Source organism: Microbacterium sp. FW305-3-2-15-F-LB2 (assembly GCF_058787255.1).
Genome location: NZ_JBYSZO010000001.1, coordinates 2,536,564 through 2,556,372, shown reverse-complemented (window position 1 = coordinate 2,556,372; position 19,809 = coordinate 2,536,564). Strand labels below are relative to the sequence as shown.

Here is a 19,809-nt window from a genome sequence, read left to right as displayed (position 1 = left end):
CGATCAGCCTAGGGGGAGGTCAGGCGTCGTCGCGGTCGGGGAGACTCTGCGCGATCTTGCTCGACTCGGCCGAGCTGCGGCCGACGCCCGGCTCGTACTGGGCGATGAGGGAGTCAGCATCCACGTGGTCTTCGCCCTCCGAGGTGGACGAGGTCTTCTCCGTCGCCGGCTGTGCCTCGTCGTCGTGGTGCCGCGACGTCGCGCCGTGCTGTCCGGCACCGCGCTCGGCGCTGTCATCGCCGGCCCGCGTCCCCACGCCGGGCACGTCGTTCTGGCTCGAGACGTTCTGGATGTGCGCGTCGTCGTCCGGGTCGATCGAGGCCGCACCGACCGCACCGGTGTCGGCTCCGGCGCCGCCGGCGGGGACGTCGGCGGCGAGCCCGTCCGATTCGGGGACGATGTTCTCTTCGTCGGCTCCGGGGAGGCGATCGGCGGGAGTGTTCATGGCAGTCCTTCCGTGGCTGTGCCGCCACGTTAGGCGTCGGAACTGCAACCGGGACCGGGGTTGACGCTCGGCCCCGAACACGGAGGGGCTGGATAGGCTCGACCCGACCCCCGAAAGGATCCGCCATGCAGCAGCGCCCCCTCTCCCGCACCGGCCGCCAGGTCTCGGCGATCGGTCTCGGTACCTGGCAGCTCGGCCCCGACTGGGGCGGGGTGAGTGAAGACGCCGCGATGGACGTGCTCGCGGCCGCCGTCGACGCCGGCGTGACCCTCTTCGACACCGCCGACGTCTATGGCGATGGTCGCTCGGAAGAGCTCATCGGCGCGTTCCTGCAGAAGACGGATGCCGCGGGCGTCACCGTCGCGACCAAGATGGGGCGCCGTGCCGACCAGCTGCCCGAGAACTACACGATGGAGAACTTCCGCGGCTGGCTCGACCGCTCCCGCAGCCTTCTCGGGCAGGACACTCTCGATCTCGTCCAGCTGCACTGCCCGCCGTCGGCGGTCATCGACGACGATGCGACCTACGACGCACTCGACCAGCTCGTGTCCGAGGGTGTCATCGCCGCCTACGGTGTCTCGGTCGAGACGATGGACCAGGCGCTGTCGGCCCTGCGTCGCCCGAACCTGACGAACCTGCAGATCATCTTCAACCCGTTCCGGTTGAAGCCGCTCGACGAGGTCCTTCCCGCGGCGGCCGAGAAGGGCGTCGCGGTGTTCGCCCGCGTGCCCCTGGCGAGCGGGCTGCTCTCGGGCAAGTACACCGCCGACACCACGTTCGACAAGGACGACCACCGCACCTACAACCGCAACGGCGAGGCGTTCGACAAGGGCGAGACGTTCTCGGGCGTTCCGTTCGACGAGGGCGTCGCCGCCGCCGACGAGCTCAAGGGCGCGCTTCCGGAAGGCGTGACGCTCCCCGCCGCGACGCTGGCCTGGATCGCCTCCCGGGTGGGCGTCACCTCGGTGATTCCGGGCGCCCGTTCGGCCGAGCAGGCGCGGGCCAACGCCGCAGCCGGTGACCTGCTCGACAGCGGGTTCGACCTCGACGTCTTCGACGCCGTGGTGCGCGACGTCTACGACCGCCGTCTGCGCGCCGAGATCCACCCCCAGTGGTGACTCTTCCCTGACAAAACACGGATGCCGGCCCCCTCGGGGACCGGCATCCGTCTTCACGTCGGGCGTCAGCTGACGTCGCCGCGCCAGGCGCCGGACTCGGCACCACGCGACTCGATGTATTCCTTGAAGTTCTTCAGGTCCTTCTTCACCGAGTGGTCGTCGGCGCCGAAGACCGCTCCCGCCTTCTCGAGCAGGCCGGTGGGCTCCCAGTCGATCTGCACGGTCACGCGCGTTTCGTTGTCCGAGAGGCGGTGGAAGGTGACGACACCGGCGTGGTTCTCGTCGCCTCCGACGCTGTTCCACGCGACGCGCTCGTCCGGGTGCTGCTCGGTGATCTCGGCGTCGAACTCGCGCTCGCTCCCCGCGATCTTCACCTTCCAGTGCGTGAGGGTGTCGGACTTCTGCGTGATGGACTCGACGAAGCTCATGAAGTGGGGGAACTCCTCGAACTGCGTCCACTGGTTGTAGGCGACGCGGACGGGAACGTCGACGTCGATGGTTTCGATGACCTGGGCCATGATGTCCTTTCGTGGGGTGATCCGGGGCTGGGGCCAGTCTTCGCCCGAGCCGTGCCGAGCCCCCCGGGGGTTGAGGGATCGGCCCGCGTGGCCTATAGGCGTCAGGCGAGCCCGCGCAGGATCAGGTGCCAGTACACCCAGGGGAGGACCCGACGATCGGCGATCCAGGTCGATCGGCGCTCGCGCGACAGGGATCGCCAGAACGGGATCGTCGGCTGCGGACGACCCCACCGGTCGAACTCCGCGAACACCACCGTGCCGCGGGAAACGGTGAACGGGACGACGCTGTAGCCGTCGTACCGCGCGGTGGGGGTGCCGCCGCGGAGGACCGCGCGCAGGTTCTTCGTGAGCACCTTGGCCTGCGGTCGGATCGCCCCGCCCGAGCGTCGTGTCGCGACGCTGGCCGAGTCCCCGAGCGACCAGACGTCGGCGAACCGTCGGTGCTGCAGGGTCTCGGTGTCGACGTCGACGAAGCCGTCGGGGTCGTCGGCGTCAGCGAGTCCGCTGCCCGCGATCCACTCCGGTGCGCGCTGGGGTGGGACGGCGTGCAGCACGTCGTAGTCGATCGTCTCCTCGGTGTCGCCGTGTCCGATCGTGAGCGTGCGGGTCGTGGCATCCACTCGCCGCACCTCACGGGAGTACCGCACCTCGACGCCGTACCGGTCGAGGACCCGGTGGAGTTCGCGATCGATGTCGGGCACGCCGAAGGGCACCGGGTCGGGAAGCACGAGGATCACGCGGATGTCGTCGAGGACCCCGAGAGAATGCCACCAGTCGCACGCGAGGTAGAGCGGCTTCTGGGCGGCGGCACCGCACGACGCAGGTTCGGGCGGCTGAGTGAAGACGACCGTTCCGCGACGAAGATCGCGGAGCGTCGTCGAGGCTTTCGCGGCAAGGGCGAGGTCGTAGTTGGACACGCCTTCGGGGGCCGCCATGGCCTCGGTCAGGCCGGGGATCGCCTCCCACGCCAGGCGCAGGCCCGCGGCGACCACGAGCTGGTCGTATTCGAGGTGGCCGCCCGAGACGAGGTGCACGCGGCGTGCGACGGGATCGACGGTGAAGACCTCGTCGCGCAGCCACCTCACACCCGGCGGGATGACGTCGGCCTGGGGGCGCACGGCCTGGGAGGCGCGCGCGGTCCCCCCGGCGATGTGCGACTGCAGCGGGGCGTACACGTGCCGCTCGCGCGGCTCGATCACCGTGATCGCGCCGAGTCGCGCTCGCTGCAGGCGGCCGGCGATCGAGAGTCCGGCGTTCCCGCCCCCGATCACCACGATCCGCGGTTGCGCGGTGGGGGAGATGGACATGCGGCATCCTTCCGTCGTCACCAGCAAACGCGGGCGCACCGGGAAGCGCGACCGGGTTGACAGGGAGTCAGCCCACCGGGTCAGCCGTCGCCTGGTCTTCGGGTGGCTCGGGCACCACGTACAGCCCCGTGGGCGAGTTCGCCATCGTCATGAGCGTCTCGAGCCAGGTCCGGTTCAGGGCAGGGGGGCGACCGCCGTGGAACTTGAACACGATGTTCGCGCGGGGGTGCATCCACACCGATGTGCGTCCGCCGCCCGTGCTCACCTCGTCCTTCCACTGGAAGTAGAACGGCTCGCCACGACGCAGCTTGTTGCCGATGACGATCTGAAGGTGTGCGAGGAGTCGGTCCTCGAAATCGGCCCGGGCGGCCCCCTCGTAAATGAACTTCCCCACGAAAGGTCCTCCTCGCAATGGAACGCGGTCACTGTCTCCCGCCCTCACTCCGCGGCGGGCGAGAGCAGACTCTTCGCGCCAACGCGGTACCCGATGCGACGGATGTCAGAACATCCGGACCGTTTGCCCCGGATTGCGCCCGTACATGTCGCGGTAGAACCGCGCGAACCGTGAGGGGCTGGAAAAGCCCCATCGTTGCGCCACCTCGCTCACGTGCGCCTCACCGCGCTGGAGGTCGCGGTGCGCGGCGGCCAGACGAACCGTCCTCAAATGATGCGACGGGGTGGTGTCGAGGGCGCGACGGAAGGCGTGTTGCAGGCCACGCGTGGAGATGCCGGCGGCCGCCGCGATGTCCTCGATCGTGATCGGTTCGTGGGCGTGCGCGTCGATGAAGGCGAGCGCCCTGCGTACTGTCCGCGGTGCCGCCGCCCGCTGGCTGGCGCGGTCGAGCGCTTCCAGATACGTGGTCGAGAAGGCCGTGAGTGTCGAGATGAGGGCGTGGCGTTCGAGCTCTGCGGCCACCAGAGGCTGCTCGTGCCCGGCGGCCAGGGCGGATGCCACGTAGCCGAAGGTCCGCTCCCAGGTCGCGGCGAGGGCGCGGTCGCGCGCGACCGGGTCGATGGAGCGGAGCACGAGTCGGTCGTCGCCCGAGACGGCGCGCGCGACCTGCTCTGCGGACGTCCGATCGAAGAGGAACGCTCGGATCCTCCCGGTCCCCCTCCAGTGGGCGTGCATGGGACCATCGCCGGTGAGCCAGGGCTGGCGCGCGTCGAGGTCGCGGCCGGCGGTCACGACTCGTGCGTCCAGGGCCGCCAGTTGCGACGCCATGATCTGGTCCTCGAGTCGGATCCACGAGCGCACGTCCGCGTGAAGCGAGTACTGCACGAGCGACAGCGAACCCGTCTCGATCGACGACCAGTGGAAACGCACTCGCACGGGGTCGACGTGTTCCAGACGTGCGGCAGGGATGAACTGCTGCCACACGGCTTCGACGTCGTCGGCACCGCTCGCACTCGCGGTGAGGACTCGGCCCATGTCGCCCCTCCTCCGCGGGGGTCGGTCCGCGGCACCGGGATATCTTGCCCCCACCCGCGGGGCTCACGTCGCTGAGGGACGCCGCGCGCGAGGGTCCGGCCTCGGAGCGAAAACGTCGCGGGTACGCGCGGTGGGCCGATGCTGTCAAGGGGCGGGAGGGGAAGGATCCGCCGTCGTTGGATGAGGGAGTCGCCTTCGCGGCGACGCGTGCGATCGCCGCACGGACGATGGAAAGGATCCCCCTCATGAGCGACGTCTCGTCCGACCCGAACATCCCCGCCGCTCCCGACGGTGTCACGGGCGTTCAGCCGCTTCGCGACGGTGACACCTCGATCGAGCCCGACCCGGCGCTCGACCCCGCGCAGGCGGAATGGGATGCCACCACCGCACTCGACGAGGGCGTGGACCCCGCGGATCTCGCGCCCGCGACCGCGACGGGTGCGGACCCCGCGGAGATCCCCGCCGACGATGCCGACATCCCGCTCGAGGACGTGCACCCCGAGTCCACCGGCACGGACTCGCAGGGGGAGGACCCCGGCGTCGTCGAACTCGGCGAGGACGGACAGGGAGACCTCGCGCCCGAGGATCTTTGACGGCTCAGTTTCGCCGACCGAGCCACGCGGGCGATCTCGTCGTGGACGTGCTGGGCGGTAGGTCCGGTCGGCGCTGCACGGCTTCGCCGACCTCGAGCGGGTCGGGGCGTTCCGTCAGCCGGCGTCGATCGACGACACTGTCGCGGGTCTCGTGGACGCCCTGGATGCCGAGCTTTCGCGGCCCGCAGAAGGGGCGCGCGTCGTGGAGTGACGGCGGCGGAGGTCGCGGAGCGGGGTCGCTGCGTGCCGCACCCGGGTGCCGGCGTAGCGCACGCCTCCGCGGGCGTGGGCGCCGAGCGCGAGCCAGCTCGTGACCGCACGCTCGACGACCCAGAGCGGTGCCCAGACCGCCGCGGATCGTGGGTAGATGCGCCGCCCGCCGCCACGGCGTCGCCCCCGCTCCGCGACGACGGCGATCCCGAACGCGATGAGCATGAGGATGCCGGGACGTCGGCGCAGCGCGAGGAGGGTCGGCGCGAGGGCCAGTTCGAGGAGCAGGCGTCCGGGCTGGGCGCGGCTGTCGTAGGCCTGCCGCACCCTCTGGCCGAGGAAATGGCGGAGCGTGGGTGGGCGGCGCATGACGTATACGTCGGTGAGCTGTCGTATCGCGCCGCCCCCGGCGCGGACGGTCCGTTCGAGCTCGAGGTTCTCGAAGAGGGCGTCGGCGTCATAGCCGCCGGTTCGCTCGAGCGCGGCGCGGCGGACGCCGCACGTTCCGGGGTAGTCATGGTGGAGTGCGCGGTTCAGGAGTGAGCGGCCCGTGTCCCACCGGGCGTGCCAGGGGAGGGGACGGAAGACGTTCGTCGGCGCGACGAGGTCGGCGTCGCGGAGCGCGGAGACGATGGCATCCAGTCCGTTCCGGTCGTAGCGGACGTCGTCGTCGGCCAGGATCACGCGCTCGTGCCGTGCGAGGGAAATTCCCGTGAGTACGCCCCGTACCTTGCCGTTCGCGCCCGTCGCCACGGTGGGGCGGACGTGTCGGACGTGGGCCGCCCATGCGGTCGCGTGGACGGCGAAGACGGGGGCGTCCGATCCGTCGACGACGGTGACGTCGATCCATTCCGCCAAAGTGCAGAGGTACGCGGTCATGTCGTCCAGGCTGTCGTCGTGCTCCCACCGCAGCGGGAGCACGTACTCTGCGGCGAGACGCATCAGTCCTCGGTGCGGAACCCCGCGGGCTTGTGGGTCCCGTCGCAGAACGGCTTGATGGTCGACATCCCGCACCGGCAGAGAGCGACCGTTCGCCGACGCTTCTCGATCGCGTTGCCGTCCACGTCGCGCAGGTCCACATCGCCCCGCACGAGCAGTGGACCGTCGGGATAGGCCGTGATCCGCGGCGGCTCCGATGTCATCGCACCTCCTCTGGCCGCAGCGACGACTCGCCGCGCGTCCACGCGTCGAGGAGGTACTCCCCGACGCGACCGTCCACGCTGAGGCAGACCGCGGCGCCGAAAAGGATGTCGGGGAGCAGGTCGGGGCGATCTTCGGCGAGGCTTCCCGCGAGGTCGCGGGCGGCGATCTGCTCGTGGACGGCGTCGGCTTCGACGTGCTCGTCGAAGTAGCCGCACACGTCGTCGTCGAAGCCGAGGCGGCGCAGGCCCTCGGCGTAGAGGCGGTTCGGGACCGAGGAGGTCATCTCGAACGCCGCGAGGTGGCCGACGATCGCGCCGAGCAGACGCCGACTGAGGCCGAACATCGACATCGCGTTGTGCGAGGCGAGTGTCACGGCCGGAACGTCGTCGACGTAGGCGCCGTACGTGTCCGAGAGTCCGGCGCTGCGGACCGCGCGGGCGAAGAGTTCGGCGTGCACGCGTCCAGGATTCCCGCCGCCGTACTCGTCGGACTGGATCTCCACCAGGGCGGCCTTGGGGCGCCCGGTCAAGCGCGGGATCGCCCACGAGTGGGGGTCGGCCTCCCGTAGGGTGTAGATTGATCGCTGCACGAGGAACTCGTGCGCCTGATCGAGAGTGGCCTTCTTCGCGAGGTAGCGCGAGAGACTCGGGCCGGTGTCGGCGGCGGTCAGGGCGAAGAGCGCCCGCGCAACGGCATCCATCGTCGTCGCGGGGAGTTCGGGCTGCGGCACGCGAGCGCGAAGTGCCGCCTCGAAAGCCCGCTCGATGACGCCACGCGTGGCGAGGAGCGACGGATCCCATTCCCGCTCGGGATCGAACGCCGCGACCGAACCGTACGCCGAGGCGTACAGCGCGAAGAGGGCGAGCTGCAGGTCATCGTCGGTCTCGACGTCGGTCGAGGCGGCGACGGCGCGGTCGGCCAGGGCGGTGTGGTTGGTGGGCGCGCCCCCGGCGAGATGCCGGAGGACGGCGGCGCTCACCGGGCCGCGCGGCGTGAAGGGGAGGGAGAGCCTGTCGTCGGCGTCGACGGCGGCCAGCGGATCGTGGGGGGAGAGGGTCGCGGACACCGGAGCACTCTGCGGGCGGGAGCGGTGATCGCCGAGACCCTTGACACGGGAGGAGGGGGCGACCCCGCGGTCACCCCCTCCGTGTACTCACTGCTCGATCGGCTGTGGTGTGCTCTCGTGAGCGGCGATGACGTCGTTGCCGTCTTCGGTCGAAACGGCGATGCGCCGAGGCTTGGCCTTCTCGCTCACCGGGATCATGACCGACAGGACGCCGTTTCGGTAGGTGGCGCTGATGTGTTCGGTGTCGATCCCCTGACCGAGGTTCAGCTGACGCACGAACGAGGCGGTCTCGCGCTCGCGCGTGATCCACTTGACGTCGTCGCCGGTTGCGAGGGTGCGCTCTGCCCGGATGGTGAGCAGTTGGCCGTCGACATCGATGTCTACCGATCCCGGGTCGACGCCGGGTAGGTCGGCGGACAGGACGTAGTGGTCGCCGTCGCGGTACAGGTCCATCGGCATGCGTCGCGGTCCGCCGCGGCGGGTGTCGAGGAGCGTCGACGCGAGGCGGTCGAGGTCGCGGAAGGGGTCGTAGGTGGCCATGGTCGTTCTCCTTTTCGATCGGTCCGGATCCGGCATCCGGAGAGATGTTCAAGTTGAGTCCCTTGCGCTCAACTTGATGTCAGATTAGCACTCACGTGTGGCGAGTGCCAAGACCGCGGGCGCGCGATTGTGCTCCCGTCGGAGCGCTATGGCAACCCCCGTGTCGCCGCGTTCGCCGCCCCGTTTCGTGGTCGTCAACACCGCCACCCCCCCCCGGGCGGTGTTCCGACGACGAAGGAGCACGATGTACTTCCACCGGCAGGAACTCCAGCACGCCGCTACACCCGACAAGCCCGACGCCGTCTACGCCCGCAAGCTGCAGGAGGTGCTCGGCGGACAGTACGGCGAGATCTCCGTCGCCATGCAGTACCGGTTCCAGGCGTGGAACATGCACATGCCCGGGAAGTACCGCGACCTCGTCTTCGGGATCGGCGCCGAAGAGATGGGCCACGTCGAGATGCTCGCGGTCATGATCGCGCAGCTGCTCGAGAAGTCGCCCCTCGGCATCACCGAGGAAGCCGTCCAGAACGACCCGACCGTGGCCGCGGTCATCGGTGGCACCGACATCCAGCACGGCATCGTCGCGGGCGCGGGAGCGCGACCCGTCGATTCCAACGGAAACCCGTGGCAGGGCAGCTTCATCACGGCCAGCGGCAATCTGCTCGCCGACTTCACGGCCAACGCGAACGCCGAGATGCAGGGACGCGTGCAGGTCGCGCGGCTCTACCACCAGACCGACGACCACGGCGTGAAGGACCTTCTCGCGTTCCTGCTGGCCCGCGACACGATGCACCAGAACCAGTGGGCGGCGGCCGCGGCCGAACTGCAGGAGGAGGGCTACGAGAGCCTCCCCGTGCCCAGCAACTTCCCGCTCGAGAAGGAGGACCGCGACGTGTCGTATCAGTACATCAACTTCTCCGACGGTGCCGCTGCCGCCGAGGGCCGCTGGGCGTCCGGCCCCACCCCCGACGGCAAGGGCGAGTTCACGTACCTCGCCTCACCGGAGCCGGGTGTGCCGATGCCGCCGCCCACGCACCCTGACGTCCGCTTCTACGGCACGACCGAGCTCCCCAACACGGTCGAGAAGCTCGCGGGGCGCGCCCAGGACGCGCTGCACAAGGAATGAGCGGGGTGGATGCCGCGATGCCGGGGCCCTCGACGGCCTCGGCTCCGCGCCGCGGAGCGAGCTTTCCCGCGATGCGGGCCGCCAAGATGCCGCGCGCGATTGTCGCGGGACCGTACGGCCATCCCTTCCACCCGGTGGCTGTGACGATTCCGATCGGCGCGTGGTCGTCGAGCCTCGTGTTCGACCTGCTCGGCCTCGCCGCCGATGACCCGCGTTCCTTCGCGACGGGGTCGAGGTGGCTCATCGCGATCGGGCTCGGCGGGGCGGTGGGAGCGTCGGTGCTCGGCCTGCTGGACATGTCGCGCATCCCGAAGGGCACTCCCGCACGTCGGACGGCCCTGGTGCACCTGACGCTGAACGTCACCGCAATGGTGCTGTTCTCGATCGGCCTGTTCGTGCGCATGCTCGATCTCGGCCGCGTCCCGGGCGTGGCGTTGGCGCTCAGTCTGATCGCCGCGTCGGGACTCAGCGTCTCGGGCTGGCTCGGCGGCAAGCTGGCCTACCGCTGGGGCGTGCGCGTCGCCGACGAGAACACCCAGCGCGAGGGCTTTGAGACGGCGTGAGCTCTCGGGACCCCGGATGCCCTGGCATCCGGGGTCCTTCAGCGCGGACGGCGGACGGGGAACCGGGGCCAGCCGCCGCTCACGGCGCCCGGGTCGTGCTGCGGTGCCAGGACTGCGCCGGCGGTCGGGGCGGCGGGTCTCCGGCGCAGGCCGAGGGCATGCTGCAGCGCGCGGATGAATCGGTCGTACACGCGCGGAGCGAGCACCTGCAGCGGGCGGGCCACGAACTGCGCCGCGCCCACGCCGACCTCGAGCCGGCGTCCACGCGTGACGCGCACGATCGCGCGGGCGACGCGGTCCGCCGAGACCACCGGGGGCAGGGGGAACGGTGTGCGGCCGGTGTGATTCGCGGCGCGCTGGTAGATCGGCGTATCGATGCTCGCCGGCAGCACGACCCTCACGCGGATGCCGCGGTGCGGGAGCATCTCCTGGCGCAGCGACCGTGCGAAGCCCAGCAGGCCGTGCTTCGCCGCGACGTACGACGAGACGTAGGGGCCGGCGACCTGGGAGTACAGCGAGCCGACGAAGACGATGGTGCCCCCGCCGCGCGCCCGGAAGTGGGGGAGCACGGCGCGAGCCGCCCGCATGTGGCCGACGAGGTTCGTCTCGATGACCCTGTCGCGCACGGCATCCGGGGTCTCTTCGACAGACCCGTACGAGAAGACGGATGCCGCAGCTACCCACACATCGATGCGACCGAAGCGGACGATCGCGGCGTCCGTCGCCCGGGTCGGGCCCTCGGGGGTCGCGAGGTCGATGGCAAGGGTGAGCACCTCGGCACCGCGGCGACGGCACTCCTCGGCGGCGGAGGCGAGGGCGACCTCGTCACGCGCGACGAGCACGAGCCGCGTATCGCGTCGTGCGAAGCGCAGCGCGACCGCGCGCCCGATCCCTCGGGAGCCCCCGGTGACGACGACGACCTGACCCATGCTGCCCCCTTCGTGCGCGCCGCGGTGGCCCGTGACGTGTGTCGCGAGGTTAGGCGGCGGCGCGGCGAGGTCCGCGGGGGTTGACGGTGGGGATTCCATCGAGGGCGTGCCACGGGCAGCGACGCGATAAACAGCACGTCAGCGCCCCCGCAACCCCGTGTGCGGTCGGACGTCTCCGCGCGAAGGGGACGTGTCGGCATCCGCAGCCTCGTGCACGCGGGTGGCGACCCGCACCGTCCGCCTCGCGGTAGCGTCGTCGGGTGATGGATGCCGTGCCCCGCCCTTCCGCCCGGCCCCAGCTCGTGCGAGCCCTGTGGGGCGCCACCCATCCCGGGCCCACGCTGGTGGTCACGGTGCTCTCGCTCGCCCTGGGCGTCGCGGCGGGCGTCGAGCCGCTCCGTCTGGCCGTGTTGGTCGCGGCCGTCTTCGCCGGTCAGGTCTCGGTCGGGCTGTCGAACGACGCGATCGACGGCGCGCGCGACGCCGCGGTCGGTCGTACCGACAAGCCCATCGCCGGGGGAGCGATCACGCCGGAGTTCGCGCTCGCGGTGGCGGTGGCATCCGCCCTCGTCGCCGTCGTCCTCTCGGCGCCGCTGGGCACAGGTCTGCTGGCCGCGCACGCCGTCGCCCTGGCCTCCGCGTGGGCCTACAACGCCGGGCTCAAGTCGACGCCGTTCTCGATCGTGCCGTTCTTGCTCAGCTTCGGCCTGTTTCCCTCGTTCGCGACGCTCTCGCTCCCCTCGCCCGGCCTCGCCGCCCCCTGGGCGTCGCTCGCGGGCGCGGCACTCGGCGCGGCGGTGCATCTGACCAACGTCGTTCGCGACCTCGACGACGATCGTCGGACGGGGGTGCGCGGGCTCCCGCACCGTCTCGGTGCACGCGCGTCGGTGCTGGTCGCGGCCGCCGGGATCGTCATCGGGGGACTCGCCGTGCTCGTCGGTCCGACCGCAGCACCCACCCCGCTGGCCGGGGCGTTCTTCGCGGCGGTCGTGACGGCCGCCGCGGCCACCGTCGTGCTTGCGCTGCGGCGTCCGCCCGGGCGCGCCGTGTTCCGGGTGACGATGCTGGCGGCTCTGCTGCTGGCGGCGCAGCTCGTGCTGGCCTGAGCGGGGCGATCGAGCACGCCGCGCACGGATCGCGCGGGCGTCGCAGCGCCGGTCTCGCGGGCGTGATGCCCGTCAGTCCCGCGCGGCGCGGTCGTAGCGCATGGCGTACGCCCGGGCGAACGCCTCGGCGCCTGGGCCGCGCAGGACGGTGCGCAGCGCAAGCGATCGTGCCGCGTGGGCGGTCGGGCCGACCGCCCGACCGAGCACCGTGTTCAGCGCCGCCAGCCGTGCCGCGTGCCGTGCCGAGGCGAGCCGGTCGCGCTCCCAGCGGGCGAGACCGTCATCGCGCCCCGAGTGGATCCACGATGTGAGCAGCGGGCTGAGCGTCAGGGCGTCGAGCAGGCCGAGGTTCATGCCTTGACCGCCGATGGGGCTCACCTCGTGCGCCGCGTCGCCGACGACGAACACCCGCTGCCGCCGCAGCGCCGGCGCGACCGCCCTCCGCACGCGGAACGTCGAGGCGCCCGCCGTGTCGATGTCGACACCGGTGCGAGCGGCGACCGCGTCGCGGAGGAAGCCCGCCGCATCCGTCACCTCGTCGCGCCCCGTCCAAGCCACCACGCGGCGTCGGCCGCCGGGCAAGGGGAACGACTCGACCACTCCGCCGCGCTCGAGGTGAACGACGGCCGTGGGCCCACCGGCGGCGACCGTGTCGACCATCGCGTAACGATCGCGGTAGTGCCGCGTGTGCACGGCATCGGGGCGGTAGACCAGGCCCCGACCCGACCATCCGGATGCCACGACGACCAGACCCGCGCGAACGTCACCGTCGTCCGTCTCGACGCGCACCCCCGCTCCGTCGTCGACGACGGCCGTGACCTGGACGCCCCGGCGCACGGGAGGGGCGAGAGCCGTCAGAACCGCCGTGGTGTCGGCCTGGGGGAGCGCGGCGACGTAGGGATGCCGTGCGCGCAGCCGATCGAAGCGGATCGCGGCGAGCAGTCGCCCGTCGGCCCGGGCTTCGCCGCGCCGGATCGTCACCGACCGCTCGAGCAGCGCCTCGGTCGCGCCCGACGCCTCGAGCAGGGCCAGCGCGGGGGAATGGATGCCGATTGCTCGCGTGCCGTCGTCGATGCCGGTTCGCCGCTCCACGATCTCGACGTCGATGCCGCGCGCGCGGAGATCGGCGCCGAGCGCCAGGCCCACGGGGCCCGCTCCGACCACGAGAACCTCACGCACGGGCTTGTCCCTTCGCGGTGGCCAGGAGACGGAACGGTGCCGGGGTCTCCACGCGCCAGGGGGCGCCCAATGCGGTCGCGAGTTCCGGCGCTCGGTAGCTGCGACGAATCGAGCGCAGCCCGTCGACGCGCAGAAAGGTCCCCGCCGCCAGGGGAGCGATTCCGACCGCGTACAGCGCATAGGCCAGGCGTCCGCGCGCGATGTCGGCGTGCAGCACCGACCCGCGTGACAGCGCCCGGGAGTCCTCGGCGAAGGCCGCAAGACCGGCGGCGTCGAGGTGGTGCAGCACGTGGTTCGACAGCACGAGGTCGAACGTCTCACCGGCCGCCAGGAGTTCGCGTGACCCCTGTGCGGTGAAGACGAGCCCCGCGCCCTCCCGCTCCCGGGCGGCGTCGAGCGCGCGGGAGTCGGGGTCGGCGCCCACCCATTCCACGTCGAGGCCGTCGCGGGCGGCGAGCGCCGCGAGGCGCGCGACCACATCGCCCCCGCCGCAGCCGAGGTCGAGCACCCGCGCGGGCCGGCCGAGCGCGCTCAGCTGGGGGCGCACGCGCGTGCGGTACACGTGGCCCCAGGCTGAGACGAGACGATTCACGACGTCGAAACGTCGATAGGTCGCCGCGAGGGCACGCGGGTCGCAGTCGGGGTCGTCCATCAGCTCGGTGACGACCGTGTCGCGCGCGGCCAGGTCGGGCCAGAACACATCCCCGGGGCCGGCGTCGCGGGAGCGCCGGTCGGCCGTCACGGCGTCGGCCGGCGCACCGTGAGCCGCGCCGCCTCCACCGTGAGGCCCGGCCCGAAGGCCAGAGCGGCGACCCGATCGCCGTCCGCCCGGTCGGGGTCGGCGAGGAGGTCGCGCAGAATGAAAAGCAGGGTCGCGCTCGACATGTTTCCGTGCGTACGCAGCACCTCGCGCGAGGTCGCGAGGGCCGTGGCATCCAGATCGAGGGCGGATTCGACGCGGTCGAGGATGCTTCGACCGCCGGGATGCACCGCCCACGCGTCGACCTCGGCAAGATCGCCCACCACGTCGGCGGCGATCGCGGCGATCTCGCGGCCGATGATGCGCGGCACCTCCGGGGTCAGGGTCATCTCGAATCCCGAATCGCCGACGGTCCACGACATGTCCTTCTCGCCCTCGTCGGTGACGAACGTCGCGAAGCCGTCGAGGTCGAGGCTCGGCCGGGTGCCGTCGGGCGCGCTGACCACGGCCGCCGCGGCACCATCGGCGAACACCGACGCGGCCACGATCTGGTCGGGATGCGACGAGGTCTGCCAGTGCAGCGAACACAGCTCCGTCGCCGCGACGAGCACGACGGCTGCCGGGTCGGCGGCGACGATCCGCGCGGCGAGCCTGAGAGCGGGGATTGCCGCCGCGCACCCGATGAAGCCGAGGTGGTAGCGCTCGACCGTGGGCGAGAGACCGAGATCGCGCACGAGGAGGTAGTCCGGGCCCGGCGCGAACATACCCGTGCACGACACCGTGACGACGTGTGTGACCGCGTCGGGCCCCAGTCCCGAGCCGTCCAGCGCCGCGGAGGCGGCCTCGGCGAACAGGGCCGGAGCCGTCCGACGGTATTCGTCGTTGCGGGCGCCCGTGGGCGGCATCGTCAATTCGCCGTCGGCCAGCGCCGCGAGCCCGTCGGAATCGGCGCCGGCAAGTTGCGGGAGCACGGTGTGACGGGTGTCGATGGCCGCCGCGTCGAACGCGGCCCCCACGAGACGACGGCTCAGCCGATCGAATCCGGGCTGCGCGGCGAACAGGTCGCGCAGCGCCGACTGGGCGACACGGGTGCGAGGCAGCGCCGTGCCGATCGAGAGGATGCTCGCGGTCATGCCTCACTGTAGGCACGGTTCGGGGTTCCGGCGTCGGGGATGGTGCGCCTGCCGCGCGCCGTCTATGGTGCCCGGGTCCGTGGCGGTGGCTGTCAACCCCGTCGGAGTCGGTCTCGCCGCATCCGTACGGTGGCCGCTCACCCCCGGAGAGGACCCCTTCATGAGCGACGTCGACCCCACTCGTGTCACGAACCAGGATGCCGTGCGCCGACCGAAGCCGCGCGTGTGGATCGTGGCATCCGCTCTTCTCGCGCTCGTCGCGGTGGTGGTGTTCGCGTTCTCGATCCCGATCGTGGCGGCGTGGGCGTGGATCGGTATCGCGTTCCAGGTCGGCATCTTCGCTGCGATCGCGGTCAACGGGCTCGCCAGTCGGCGCGGCTCCCCGCAGGGCTACATCTTCGCGGTGCTGATGTGCGTGCAGGCCGCGGTCGCGCTGCTGGTCATCATCGTGATCGCGGTGGCGGCCTGGGCGCCCCTCGACTGAACGAGCGATCGAGGGGCGCCGCCACGCTCAGAGGATCGGCTTGCCACCCGTCACGGCCACGCGCGCGCCCGAGACGTAGCTGGCCTCGTCCGAGGCGAGCAGGACGTAGACCGGCGCGAGCTCGGCGGGCTGTCCGGCGCGACCGAGCGGCGTCTGCTCGCCGAAGCTCTCGACGGCGTCCTCGGGCATCGTCGCGGGGATGAGCGGCGTCCACACCGGGCCCGGGGCCACGCTATTCGCGCGGATGCCCCGGTCGGCGAGCAATTGCGCCAGCGACGCCGTCATGTTGGCGATGGCGGCCTTCGTCGCGGCATACGGGAGCAGCGTGGGGTTCGGCATGTCGGAGTTCACCGAGCTCGACCCGATGATCGACGCGCCCTCCTTCAGGTGGGGGAGCGCGGCCTTGACGAGGTGGAAGTACGCGCTGACGTTGGTCGCCCACGTGTAGTCCCACTCGTCGTCCGACACCTCCTCGAGCGTTTCGTGGCTCATCTGGAACGCCGCGTTGCTCACGAGCACGTCCAGGCCGCCGAACTGATCGACGGTGTGCGCGACCAGGTCACGGCAGTGCTGCGGGTCGGAGATGTCGCCGGGCAGGAGGATCGCACGGCGGCCGGCGTCCTCGACGAAGCGGCGTGCCTCTTCGGCATCCTCGTGCTCGTTCAGGTAGGCGATGGCGACGTCCGCCCCCTCGCGCGCGAACGCGAGGGCCACCGCCTTGCCGATGCCGCTGTCGCCGCCGGTGATGAGCGCGACCTTTCCTTCGAGGCGCCCCGAGCCACGGTAGCTGTCCTGGCCGTAGTCCGGTTTCGGGTCCATGGCGCGGTCGGTGCCGGGGACGTCTTGCTGCTGCGGGGGCTGCTGAGCCATGTCTTCCTCCAGGGGATCGGGGAGACCCGACTCCACCCGCTGCGGCGCAATCCCGCACGAGGGTTGACAGCCCGGGCGGCCGTCTCGCCGTCAGGCCGCGAGAGCCTCGGGCAGCACGAGCTCTTCGATCGCCCCGCGATAGTCGGCGATCATGCGGCGCCGGTCGAGGCGGGCGCGGGCGGAGATCGCCGCGGATCGCAACTCGACGCGTCTCGTCACCGCCTCCTGCCATGCCGCCGCGATCGCGTCGGGGTCCCGCGGGGTCACGAGTCCGACGCCGGAGACGACGCGTGCGGCATCGCCGACGTCCGTCGTGACGGGGATGGCTCCGGATGCCGCCCCCTCGGCGAGACACAGGGGCGACGCCTCGCCGAACGCGCTGGTGAGGGCGACGACATCGGCCATGCGGTAGAGGGCGGGCATGTCATCGCGAAGGCCCAGCGCGTGCACGGCGACTCCGGGGCCCAGGTCGGTGTCCGCGAGCAACGCGGCGAACCCGGGGTTGCGGTGGGTCATCCCCGACCCGCACAGGACGTAGTGCGCCCCGGGGTGGCGGCGCGAGTGCCGGGCGACCGCGTCCAGGAAGAGCCCGGGGTCCTTCATCGCGTCGAACCGCGCCGCCAGCATCACCACCGGCGCCGCTTCCGGGATGCCGAGCGAGGCACGGATGCCGCGCCGCTCGGCACGCGTGCCGGGGCGGAACCGGCGCGTGTCGATGCCGTTGTCGATGACCCACGCGTGCGCCGTGGCGACCCCCGCGCGGGTGTACGCGAGCGAGGTCGAGGCCGCGCACGAGATGGTCGCGGACACCGCACCGGACGCTCCCGCGTCGACGAGCCAGCCCAGTGCCGGACCGGAGTGCGTCGGGTCGGAGCGATGCAGGCACGCCGCGGTGGGGCGGTCGGGGAGCATTCCCGCGCGGTCGAGGGCGACGATCAGGCTCAGCGGCTGCTCCTTGAGCGACAGGACGATGTCGGCATCCGCGATGAGCCCGGCGGCGTGCGCGAGCTCCGCCGCCGTGAAGGAGTCCGGAGTCATGGGGGTGTCCCCCGCGACCCGGTCGAACGTGTCGATGCGCACGCCGGCGCCGTGCAGCATGCGGAACCGGGTGTCGTCGTGGGCGTACTGCAGCGAGGCGTCCCGGCGCGCCGCCGAGGTGAGCGACAGGACGCGGTGCTCCTGGCCTCCGCCGGTGTGCAACCCTGCGACGACATCGGAGTGGAGGATGCGGGCACCTCCGGCGAAGAATCCCTCGTACAGGGACAGCACGCGGACGGGTCGGTTCATCGCGGTCGCTTTCCGGGGAGGGGCGCCGACGAGCGGAGCCGGGTCGATGGCCGCGGTGTGCGGTTTCCCCATGCTGAGGGTTCGACCCGGGGTGGCGGGTTACGCCGTGAAGACCATTGCGTGAACGCGTGCGGCCGGAAAAGGACGACGCGCCGCCCCCCCCCCCCCCCCGGGGGAAGGGGTCGACGCGTCGAGTGAGAGGGCCGCGGGACGGAACGAGCCCGGTGCCCCGTCCCGCGGGGTTGGTCAGGCCTGGCGGACGTTCTCTCCGGCTGCCTGGGCCTGGTCGCGTACCGTGGACGCCGCCGAGGCGGACTCCGCCTTGACGTGGTCGACGGCCTCGCTCGCCCGGTCCGTGACCGCCGTGACCGCGTCCGAGGCGGGCTCCTTCAGGTCGCCGGCGATCTCCTGGGCGAGCTCCTTGGCGCCTTCCACGAGCGGCTCGGCTTTGTCCTTGGCGGCGGCGGCCGCGTCGCGCTCGGCACGCGTGGGCGGAATGAGGGATGCCACGACCAGACCCACCCCGAAGGCGACCAGCCCGACGGCGAGAGGATTGCCTTTCGCCTTGGCCGTCGCACCGTGTGCCGCGTCGTGAACCGCACCGGCGGCGCCGTGAGCGAGATCCGACGCGCCGTGGGCGGTGTCGTCGGCCGCGCCCATGAGGCGATCGCGGAGGTCACCGACGGCGCGGTGGACCTTGTTCTTCTGACGGTCGATGATCTTCGACGGCGTCACCTTGTCGGCGAGCGCGTCGACGTCCGAGCCGAGTGTCTCGCGGGTGCGCTCGATGTCTGCGCGGATGGCTTCCGGTGAATCGGTCATCGGTTCTCCTCGTTTCTCGTGAATGCGTCGGGGATCTCACGGAGGGTCTCCGCCGTGATCGGCGCGCCCTCCACCTTCTTCAGCTCGGTGCGACCGACCGCGAACAGGATGCCCGCCACGATCGCCCACAGGACGGCCACCACGACGGCGGCCCAGCCCCACCCGATCCACAGGGCCAGGGCGGCCCACAGCGCGAGCGACAGGAACAGGACGACCATGCCCGCGGCGTAGCCGGCTCCGCCGAGGAGACCAGCGCCCTTGGCGGATTTGGATGCGGAGTCCTTGAGCTCGGCTTTGGCGAGCGTCAGTTCCTGGCGGACGAGCGTCGACATGTCACGGGTGACTTCACCGACTAATTCGCCGAGCGATGTCGTGGCCGCGCGCTGTTCAGACGGCGTCGGGTCGGTCATCGGCCTGCTCCTGTCCGGTGCCGTCGAGGAGGTGCGCCGAGCGGCTGTAGACGGGAGTGTCCGTGTCGGCGCTCTCGGTGGTGCGAGCCTGCGCATCGGCCTCGGCGAACCGCGGACCGTCCGCGGTGGCGTCGGAGTCGTGTGCTGCCGAGTTCGACGAGGTCGCGCCGGCGGCGAGGGCTCGCGTGAGCCGGCCGACGACGAGACCGGCCAGTGCGGCCCCGGCGATGAACGCGCCCGGACGGCGACGCGCGAACGCCCTGACGTCGCGCAGCACCTCCTGCGGGTCGCGGTCGGCGAGCCACTGACCCGCGGTTGAGGCGTGCGCAGCCACACGCCGGGCGAGGTCGCCGGCGATTCCCGACCCCTCGTCGGCCTGAGCCATGCGCGACAGGTCGTCTCCGAAGGAGCGGGCTCCCGCGGCAAGACGCTGCTGCTGGGTGGAGGCCTGCTCGGAGAGCTCCCGGCCGGTCTCGGCGAACAGTTGCGAGAACTGGGTCTTGGCCTCACCGGCGACGGCCGTGAGTTCTTCCTTGCCGGTCCGGACGACACCGGTGGCTTCGTGTCCGACGGTGGCCGTCACGTCCGAGGCCTGGTGTGCGACGGTCTCGGCTTTCGAGGTCGAGTCGGCGCCTCCGTCGTTCGACGCAGTGAACTGCGACATGGTCGTTCCTTCCGTGCTGCTGTTTGGGGGGACGTCCGGTATACGGGCGATTCACGCGTCGGCGTGCGACCCTTGCGTGGCGCGTCGGTGCGTGCAACGCGCGCGCCGGCCTGGAAGTAGCGCGCGTCGGCCCGCCGGCGCGGCGGACACGGCGCGCAAACGCCGCG

The 19,809-nt window shown here is 71.6% G+C and carries 24 protein-coding genes; 6 read left to right on the top strand and 18 right to left on the bottom strand.

All coding sequences use genetic code 11. The features are described from left to right. Window positions 1-19: 19 nt before the first annotated feature. Window positions 20-445: a hypothetical protein gene (locus AC3WLZ_RS12400; protein WP_492470225.1), complete on the bottom strand. Its 426-nt coding sequence runs from the start codon at window positions 443-445 to the stop codon at window positions 20-22. Between the two features lie 125 nt (window positions 446-570). Between AC3WLZ_RS12400 and AC3WLZ_RS12395 the strand changes: the two genes are divergently transcribed. After that, on the top strand, window positions 571-1,563 hold the full coding sequence (locus tag AC3WLZ_RS12395) for an aldo/keto reductase (protein WP_492470224.1): 993 nt from the start codon (window positions 571-573) through the stop codon (window positions 1,561-1,563). Window positions 1,564-1,628: 65 nt separating this feature from the next. On the opposite strand, the gene AC3WLZ_RS12390 is transcribed toward AC3WLZ_RS12395, so the two are convergent. The 4 genes from AC3WLZ_RS12390 to AC3WLZ_RS12375 all read right to left on the bottom strand — a co-directional run bounded on the left by AC3WLZ_RS12390 (window position 1,629) and on the right by AC3WLZ_RS12375 (window position 4,817). After that, the gene (locus tag AC3WLZ_RS12390) at window positions 1,629-2,081 is read right to left on the bottom strand and encodes an SRPBCC family protein (protein WP_492470223.1); all 453 of its coding nucleotides are present in this window, start codon (window positions 2,079-2,081) and stop codon (window positions 1,629-1,631) included. 101 nt (window positions 2,082-2,182) lie between these two features. Beyond that, on the bottom strand, window positions 2,183-3,388 hold the full coding sequence (locus AC3WLZ_RS12385; protein ID WP_492470222.1) for an NAD(P)/FAD-dependent oxidoreductase: 1,206 nt from the start codon (window positions 3,386-3,388) through the stop codon (window positions 2,183-2,185). 67 nt (window positions 3,389-3,455) lie between these two features. Then, on the bottom strand, window positions 3,456-3,782 hold the full coding sequence (locus AC3WLZ_RS12380; protein WP_412925230.1) for a DUF7882 family protein: 327 nt from the start codon (window positions 3,780-3,782) through the stop codon (window positions 3,456-3,458). A gap of 105 nt (window positions 3,783-3,887) precedes the next feature. Then, window positions 3,888-4,817, bottom strand: a complete 930-nt coding sequence (locus tag AC3WLZ_RS12375) for a helix-turn-helix transcriptional regulator (protein WP_492470221.1) — start codon at window positions 4,815-4,817, stop codon at window positions 3,888-3,890. A gap of 245 nt (window positions 4,818-5,062) precedes the next feature. Here AC3WLZ_RS12375 and AC3WLZ_RS12370 point away from each other — a divergent pair, with 245 nt between their 5' ends. Then, complete coding sequence (locus AC3WLZ_RS12370; RefSeq protein WP_412925228.1) at window positions 5,063-5,410, top strand: sugar ABC transporter ATPase; 348 nt, start codon at window positions 5,063-5,065, stop codon at window positions 5,408-5,410. A 114-nt stretch (window positions 5,411-5,524) separates the two neighbouring features. On the opposite strand, the gene AC3WLZ_RS12365 is transcribed toward AC3WLZ_RS12370, so the two are convergent. The 4 genes from AC3WLZ_RS12365 to AC3WLZ_RS12350 all read right to left on the bottom strand — a co-directional run bounded on the left by AC3WLZ_RS12365 (window position 5,525) and on the right by AC3WLZ_RS12350 (window position 8,369). Beyond that, entirely contained in the window at window positions 5,525-6,562 is a 1,038-nt protein-coding gene (locus tag AC3WLZ_RS12365) for a glycosyltransferase family 2 protein (protein ID WP_492470220.1), read from the bottom strand. Next, window positions 6,562-6,762, bottom strand: coding sequence for a CDGSH iron-sulfur domain-containing protein (locus tag AC3WLZ_RS12360; protein ID WP_492470219.1), 201 nt, complete (start codon window positions 6,760-6,762; stop codon window positions 6,562-6,564). The genes AC3WLZ_RS12365 and AC3WLZ_RS12360 overlap by 1 nt, the downstream gene beginning before the upstream one ends. After that, the gene (locus AC3WLZ_RS12355) at window positions 6,759-7,799 is read right to left on the bottom strand and encodes an iron-containing redox enzyme family protein (RefSeq protein WP_492470985.1); all 1,041 of its coding nucleotides are present in this window, start codon (window positions 7,797-7,799) and stop codon (window positions 6,759-6,761) included. The genes AC3WLZ_RS12360 and AC3WLZ_RS12355 overlap by 4 nt, the downstream gene beginning before the upstream one ends. Before the next feature lie 117 nt (window positions 7,800-7,916). Further along, window positions 7,917-8,369 (bottom strand): Hsp20/alpha crystallin family protein, encoded by a 453-nt coding sequence (locus AC3WLZ_RS12350; protein WP_412925225.1) that lies wholly within the window; start codon window positions 8,367-8,369, stop codon window positions 7,917-7,919. Window positions 8,370-8,613: 244 nt separating this feature from the next. Here AC3WLZ_RS12350 and AC3WLZ_RS12345 point away from each other — a divergent pair, with 244 nt between their 5' ends. Together AC3WLZ_RS12345 and AC3WLZ_RS12340 are read left to right on the top strand one after the other, a co-directional pair. Further along, window positions 8,614-9,495 (top strand): manganese catalase, encoded by an 882-nt coding sequence (locus AC3WLZ_RS12345; RefSeq protein ID WP_492470218.1) that lies wholly within the window; start codon window positions 8,614-8,616, stop codon window positions 9,493-9,495. 17 nt (window positions 9,496-9,512) lie between these two features. Continuing rightward, window positions 9,513-10,058 carry a DUF2231 domain-containing protein gene (locus AC3WLZ_RS12340; protein ID WP_492470217.1) on the top strand — a complete coding sequence of 182 codons (546 nt, stop codon included), beginning with the start codon at window positions 9,513-9,515 and terminating at the stop codon, window positions 10,056-10,058. A 38-nt stretch (window positions 10,059-10,096) separates the two neighbouring features. Here AC3WLZ_RS12340 and AC3WLZ_RS12335 read toward each other — a convergent pair whose 3' ends face one another. Further along, a complete protein-coding gene (locus tag AC3WLZ_RS12335) occupies window positions 10,097-10,987 on the bottom strand; it encodes an SDR family NAD(P)-dependent oxidoreductase (RefSeq protein ID WP_492470216.1) in 891 nt (296 codons plus the stop codon). 263 nt (window positions 10,988-11,250) lie between these two features. Here AC3WLZ_RS12335 and AC3WLZ_RS12330 point away from each other — a divergent pair, with 263 nt between their 5' ends. Next, window positions 11,251-12,093 carry a UbiA family prenyltransferase gene (locus AC3WLZ_RS12330; RefSeq protein ID WP_492470215.1) on the top strand — a complete coding sequence of 281 codons (843 nt, stop codon included), beginning with the start codon at window positions 11,251-11,253 and terminating at the stop codon, window positions 12,091-12,093. A 72-nt stretch (window positions 12,094-12,165) separates the two neighbouring features. Here the strand turns inward: AC3WLZ_RS12330 and AC3WLZ_RS12325 are convergent, their stop codons facing one another. The 3 genes from AC3WLZ_RS12325 to AC3WLZ_RS12315 all read right to left on the bottom strand — a co-directional run bounded on the left by AC3WLZ_RS12325 (window position 12,166) and on the right by AC3WLZ_RS12315 (window position 15,105). Next, on the bottom strand, window positions 12,166-13,272 hold the full coding sequence (locus tag AC3WLZ_RS12325; protein ID WP_492470214.1) for an FAD-dependent oxidoreductase: 1,107 nt from the start codon (window positions 13,270-13,272) through the stop codon (window positions 12,166-12,168). After that, window positions 13,265-13,924 carry a methyltransferase domain-containing protein gene (locus AC3WLZ_RS12320; RefSeq protein WP_412926163.1) on the bottom strand — a complete coding sequence of 220 codons (660 nt, stop codon included), beginning with the start codon at window positions 13,922-13,924 and terminating at the stop codon, window positions 13,265-13,267. Before AC3WLZ_RS12320 ends, AC3WLZ_RS12325 begins: the two co-directional genes overlap by 8 nt. A gap of 86 nt (window positions 13,925-14,010) precedes the next feature. Next, window positions 14,011-15,105, bottom strand: coding sequence for a type III polyketide synthase (locus AC3WLZ_RS12315; protein WP_492470213.1), 1,095 nt, complete (start codon window positions 15,103-15,105; stop codon window positions 14,011-14,013). A gap of 160 nt (window positions 15,106-15,265) precedes the next feature. Between AC3WLZ_RS12315 and AC3WLZ_RS12310 the strand changes: the two genes are divergently transcribed. Next, a complete protein-coding gene (locus AC3WLZ_RS12310) occupies window positions 15,266-15,589 on the top strand; it encodes a hypothetical protein (protein ID WP_492470212.1) in 324 nt (107 codons plus the stop codon). Window positions 15,590-15,616: 27 nt separating this feature from the next. On the opposite strand, the gene AC3WLZ_RS12305 is transcribed toward AC3WLZ_RS12310, so the two are convergent. From AC3WLZ_RS12305 to AC3WLZ_RS12285, 5 genes are all read right to left on the bottom strand, one after another. Continuing rightward, a complete protein-coding gene (locus AC3WLZ_RS12305) occupies window positions 15,617-16,459 on the bottom strand; it encodes an SDR family oxidoreductase (protein WP_492470211.1) in 843 nt (280 codons plus the stop codon). A 90-nt stretch (window positions 16,460-16,549) separates the two neighbouring features. Beyond that, complete coding sequence (locus AC3WLZ_RS12300) at window positions 16,550-17,746, bottom strand: glycosyltransferase (RefSeq protein WP_492470210.1); 1,197 nt, start codon at window positions 17,744-17,746, stop codon at window positions 16,550-16,552. Between the two features lie 246 nt (window positions 17,747-17,992). After that, window positions 17,993-18,568 carry a DUF3618 domain-containing protein gene (locus tag AC3WLZ_RS12295; RefSeq protein WP_492470209.1) on the bottom strand — a complete coding sequence of 192 codons (576 nt, stop codon included), beginning with the start codon at window positions 18,566-18,568 and terminating at the stop codon, window positions 17,993-17,995. Further along, window positions 18,565-18,978: a phage holin family protein gene (locus AC3WLZ_RS12290; protein WP_412925215.1), complete on the bottom strand. Its 414-nt coding sequence runs from the start codon at window positions 18,976-18,978 to the stop codon at window positions 18,565-18,567. The genes AC3WLZ_RS12295 and AC3WLZ_RS12290 overlap by 4 nt, the downstream gene beginning before the upstream one ends. Further along, the gene (locus AC3WLZ_RS12285; RefSeq protein WP_492470208.1) at window positions 18,956-19,642 is read right to left on the bottom strand and encodes a hypothetical protein; all 687 of its coding nucleotides are present in this window, start codon (window positions 19,640-19,642) and stop codon (window positions 18,956-18,958) included. Before AC3WLZ_RS12285 ends, AC3WLZ_RS12290 begins: the two co-directional genes overlap by 23 nt. Between the last annotated feature and the right edge of the window lie 167 nt (window positions 19,643-19,809).

Excerpts from the sequence above, each read along its gene's own strand:
- AC3WLZ_RS12400 (WP_492470225.1), bottom strand. The coding sequence starts at position 445 with ATGAACACTCCCGCCGATCGCCTCCCCGGAGCCGACGAAGAGAACATC.
- AC3WLZ_RS12395 (WP_492470224.1), top strand. The coding sequence starts at position 571 with ATGCAGCAGCGCCCCCTCTCCCGCACCGGCCGCCAGGTCTCGGCGATC.
- AC3WLZ_RS12390 (WP_492470223.1), bottom strand. The coding sequence starts at position 2,081 with ATGGCCCAGGTCATCGAAACCATCGACGTCGACGTTCCCGTCCGCGTC.
- AC3WLZ_RS12385 (WP_492470222.1), bottom strand. The coding sequence starts at position 3,388 with ATGTCCATCTCCCCCACCGCGCAACCGCGGATCGTGGTGATCGGGGGC.
- AC3WLZ_RS12375 (WP_492470221.1), bottom strand. The coding sequence starts at position 4,817 with ATGGGCCGAGTCCTCACCGCGAGTGCGAGCGGTGCCGACGACGTCGAA.
- AC3WLZ_RS12370 (WP_412925228.1), top strand. The coding sequence starts at position 5,063 with ATGAGCGACGTCTCGTCCGACCCGAACATCCCCGCCGCTCCCGACGGT.
- AC3WLZ_RS12365 (WP_492470220.1), bottom strand. The coding sequence starts at position 6,562 with ATGCGTCTCGCCGCAGAGTACGTGCTCCCGCTGCGGTGGGAGCACGAC.
- AC3WLZ_RS12360 (WP_492470219.1), bottom strand. The coding sequence starts at position 6,762 with ATGACATCGGAGCCGCCGCGGATCACGGCCTATCCCGACGGTCCACTG.
- AC3WLZ_RS12350 (WP_412925225.1), bottom strand. The coding sequence starts at position 8,369 with ATGGCCACCTACGACCCCTTCCGCGACCTCGACCGCCTCGCGTCGACG.
- AC3WLZ_RS12345 (WP_492470218.1), top strand. The coding sequence starts at position 8,614 with ATGTACTTCCACCGGCAGGAACTCCAGCACGCCGCTACACCCGACAAG.
- AC3WLZ_RS12340 (WP_492470217.1), top strand. The coding sequence starts at position 9,513 with ATGCCGGGGCCCTCGACGGCCTCGGCTCCGCGCCGCGGAGCGAGCTTT.
- AC3WLZ_RS12335 (WP_492470216.1), bottom strand. The coding sequence starts at position 10,987 with ATGGGTCAGGTCGTCGTCGTCACCGGGGGCTCCCGAGGGATCGGGCGC.
- AC3WLZ_RS12330 (WP_492470215.1), top strand. The coding sequence starts at position 11,251 with ATGGATGCCGTGCCCCGCCCTTCCGCCCGGCCCCAGCTCGTGCGAGCC.
- AC3WLZ_RS12320 (WP_412926163.1), bottom strand. The coding sequence starts at position 13,924 with ATGGACGACCCCGACTGCGACCCGCGTGCCCTCGCGGCGACCTATCGA.
- AC3WLZ_RS12315 (WP_492470213.1), bottom strand. The coding sequence starts at position 15,105 with ATGACCGCGAGCATCCTCTCGATCGGCACGGCGCTGCCTCGCACCCGT.
- AC3WLZ_RS12310 (WP_492470212.1), top strand. The coding sequence starts at position 15,266 with ATGAGCGACGTCGACCCCACTCGTGTCACGAACCAGGATGCCGTGCGC.
- AC3WLZ_RS12305 (WP_492470211.1), bottom strand. The coding sequence starts at position 16,459 with ATGGCTCAGCAGCCCCCGCAGCAGCAAGACGTCCCCGGCACCGACCGC.
- AC3WLZ_RS12300 (WP_492470210.1), bottom strand. The coding sequence starts at position 17,746 with ATGAACCGACCCGTCCGCGTGCTGTCCCTGTACGAGGGATTCTTCGCC.
- AC3WLZ_RS12295 (WP_492470209.1), bottom strand. The coding sequence starts at position 18,568 with ATGACCGATTCACCGGAAGCCATCCGCGCAGACATCGAGCGCACCCGC.
- AC3WLZ_RS12290 (WP_412925215.1), bottom strand. The coding sequence starts at position 18,978 with ATGACCGACCCGACGCCGTCTGAACAGCGCGCGGCCACGACATCGCTC.
- AC3WLZ_RS12285 (WP_492470208.1), bottom strand. The coding sequence starts at position 19,642 with ATGTCGCAGTTCACTGCGTCGAACGACGGAGGCGCCGACTCGACCTCG.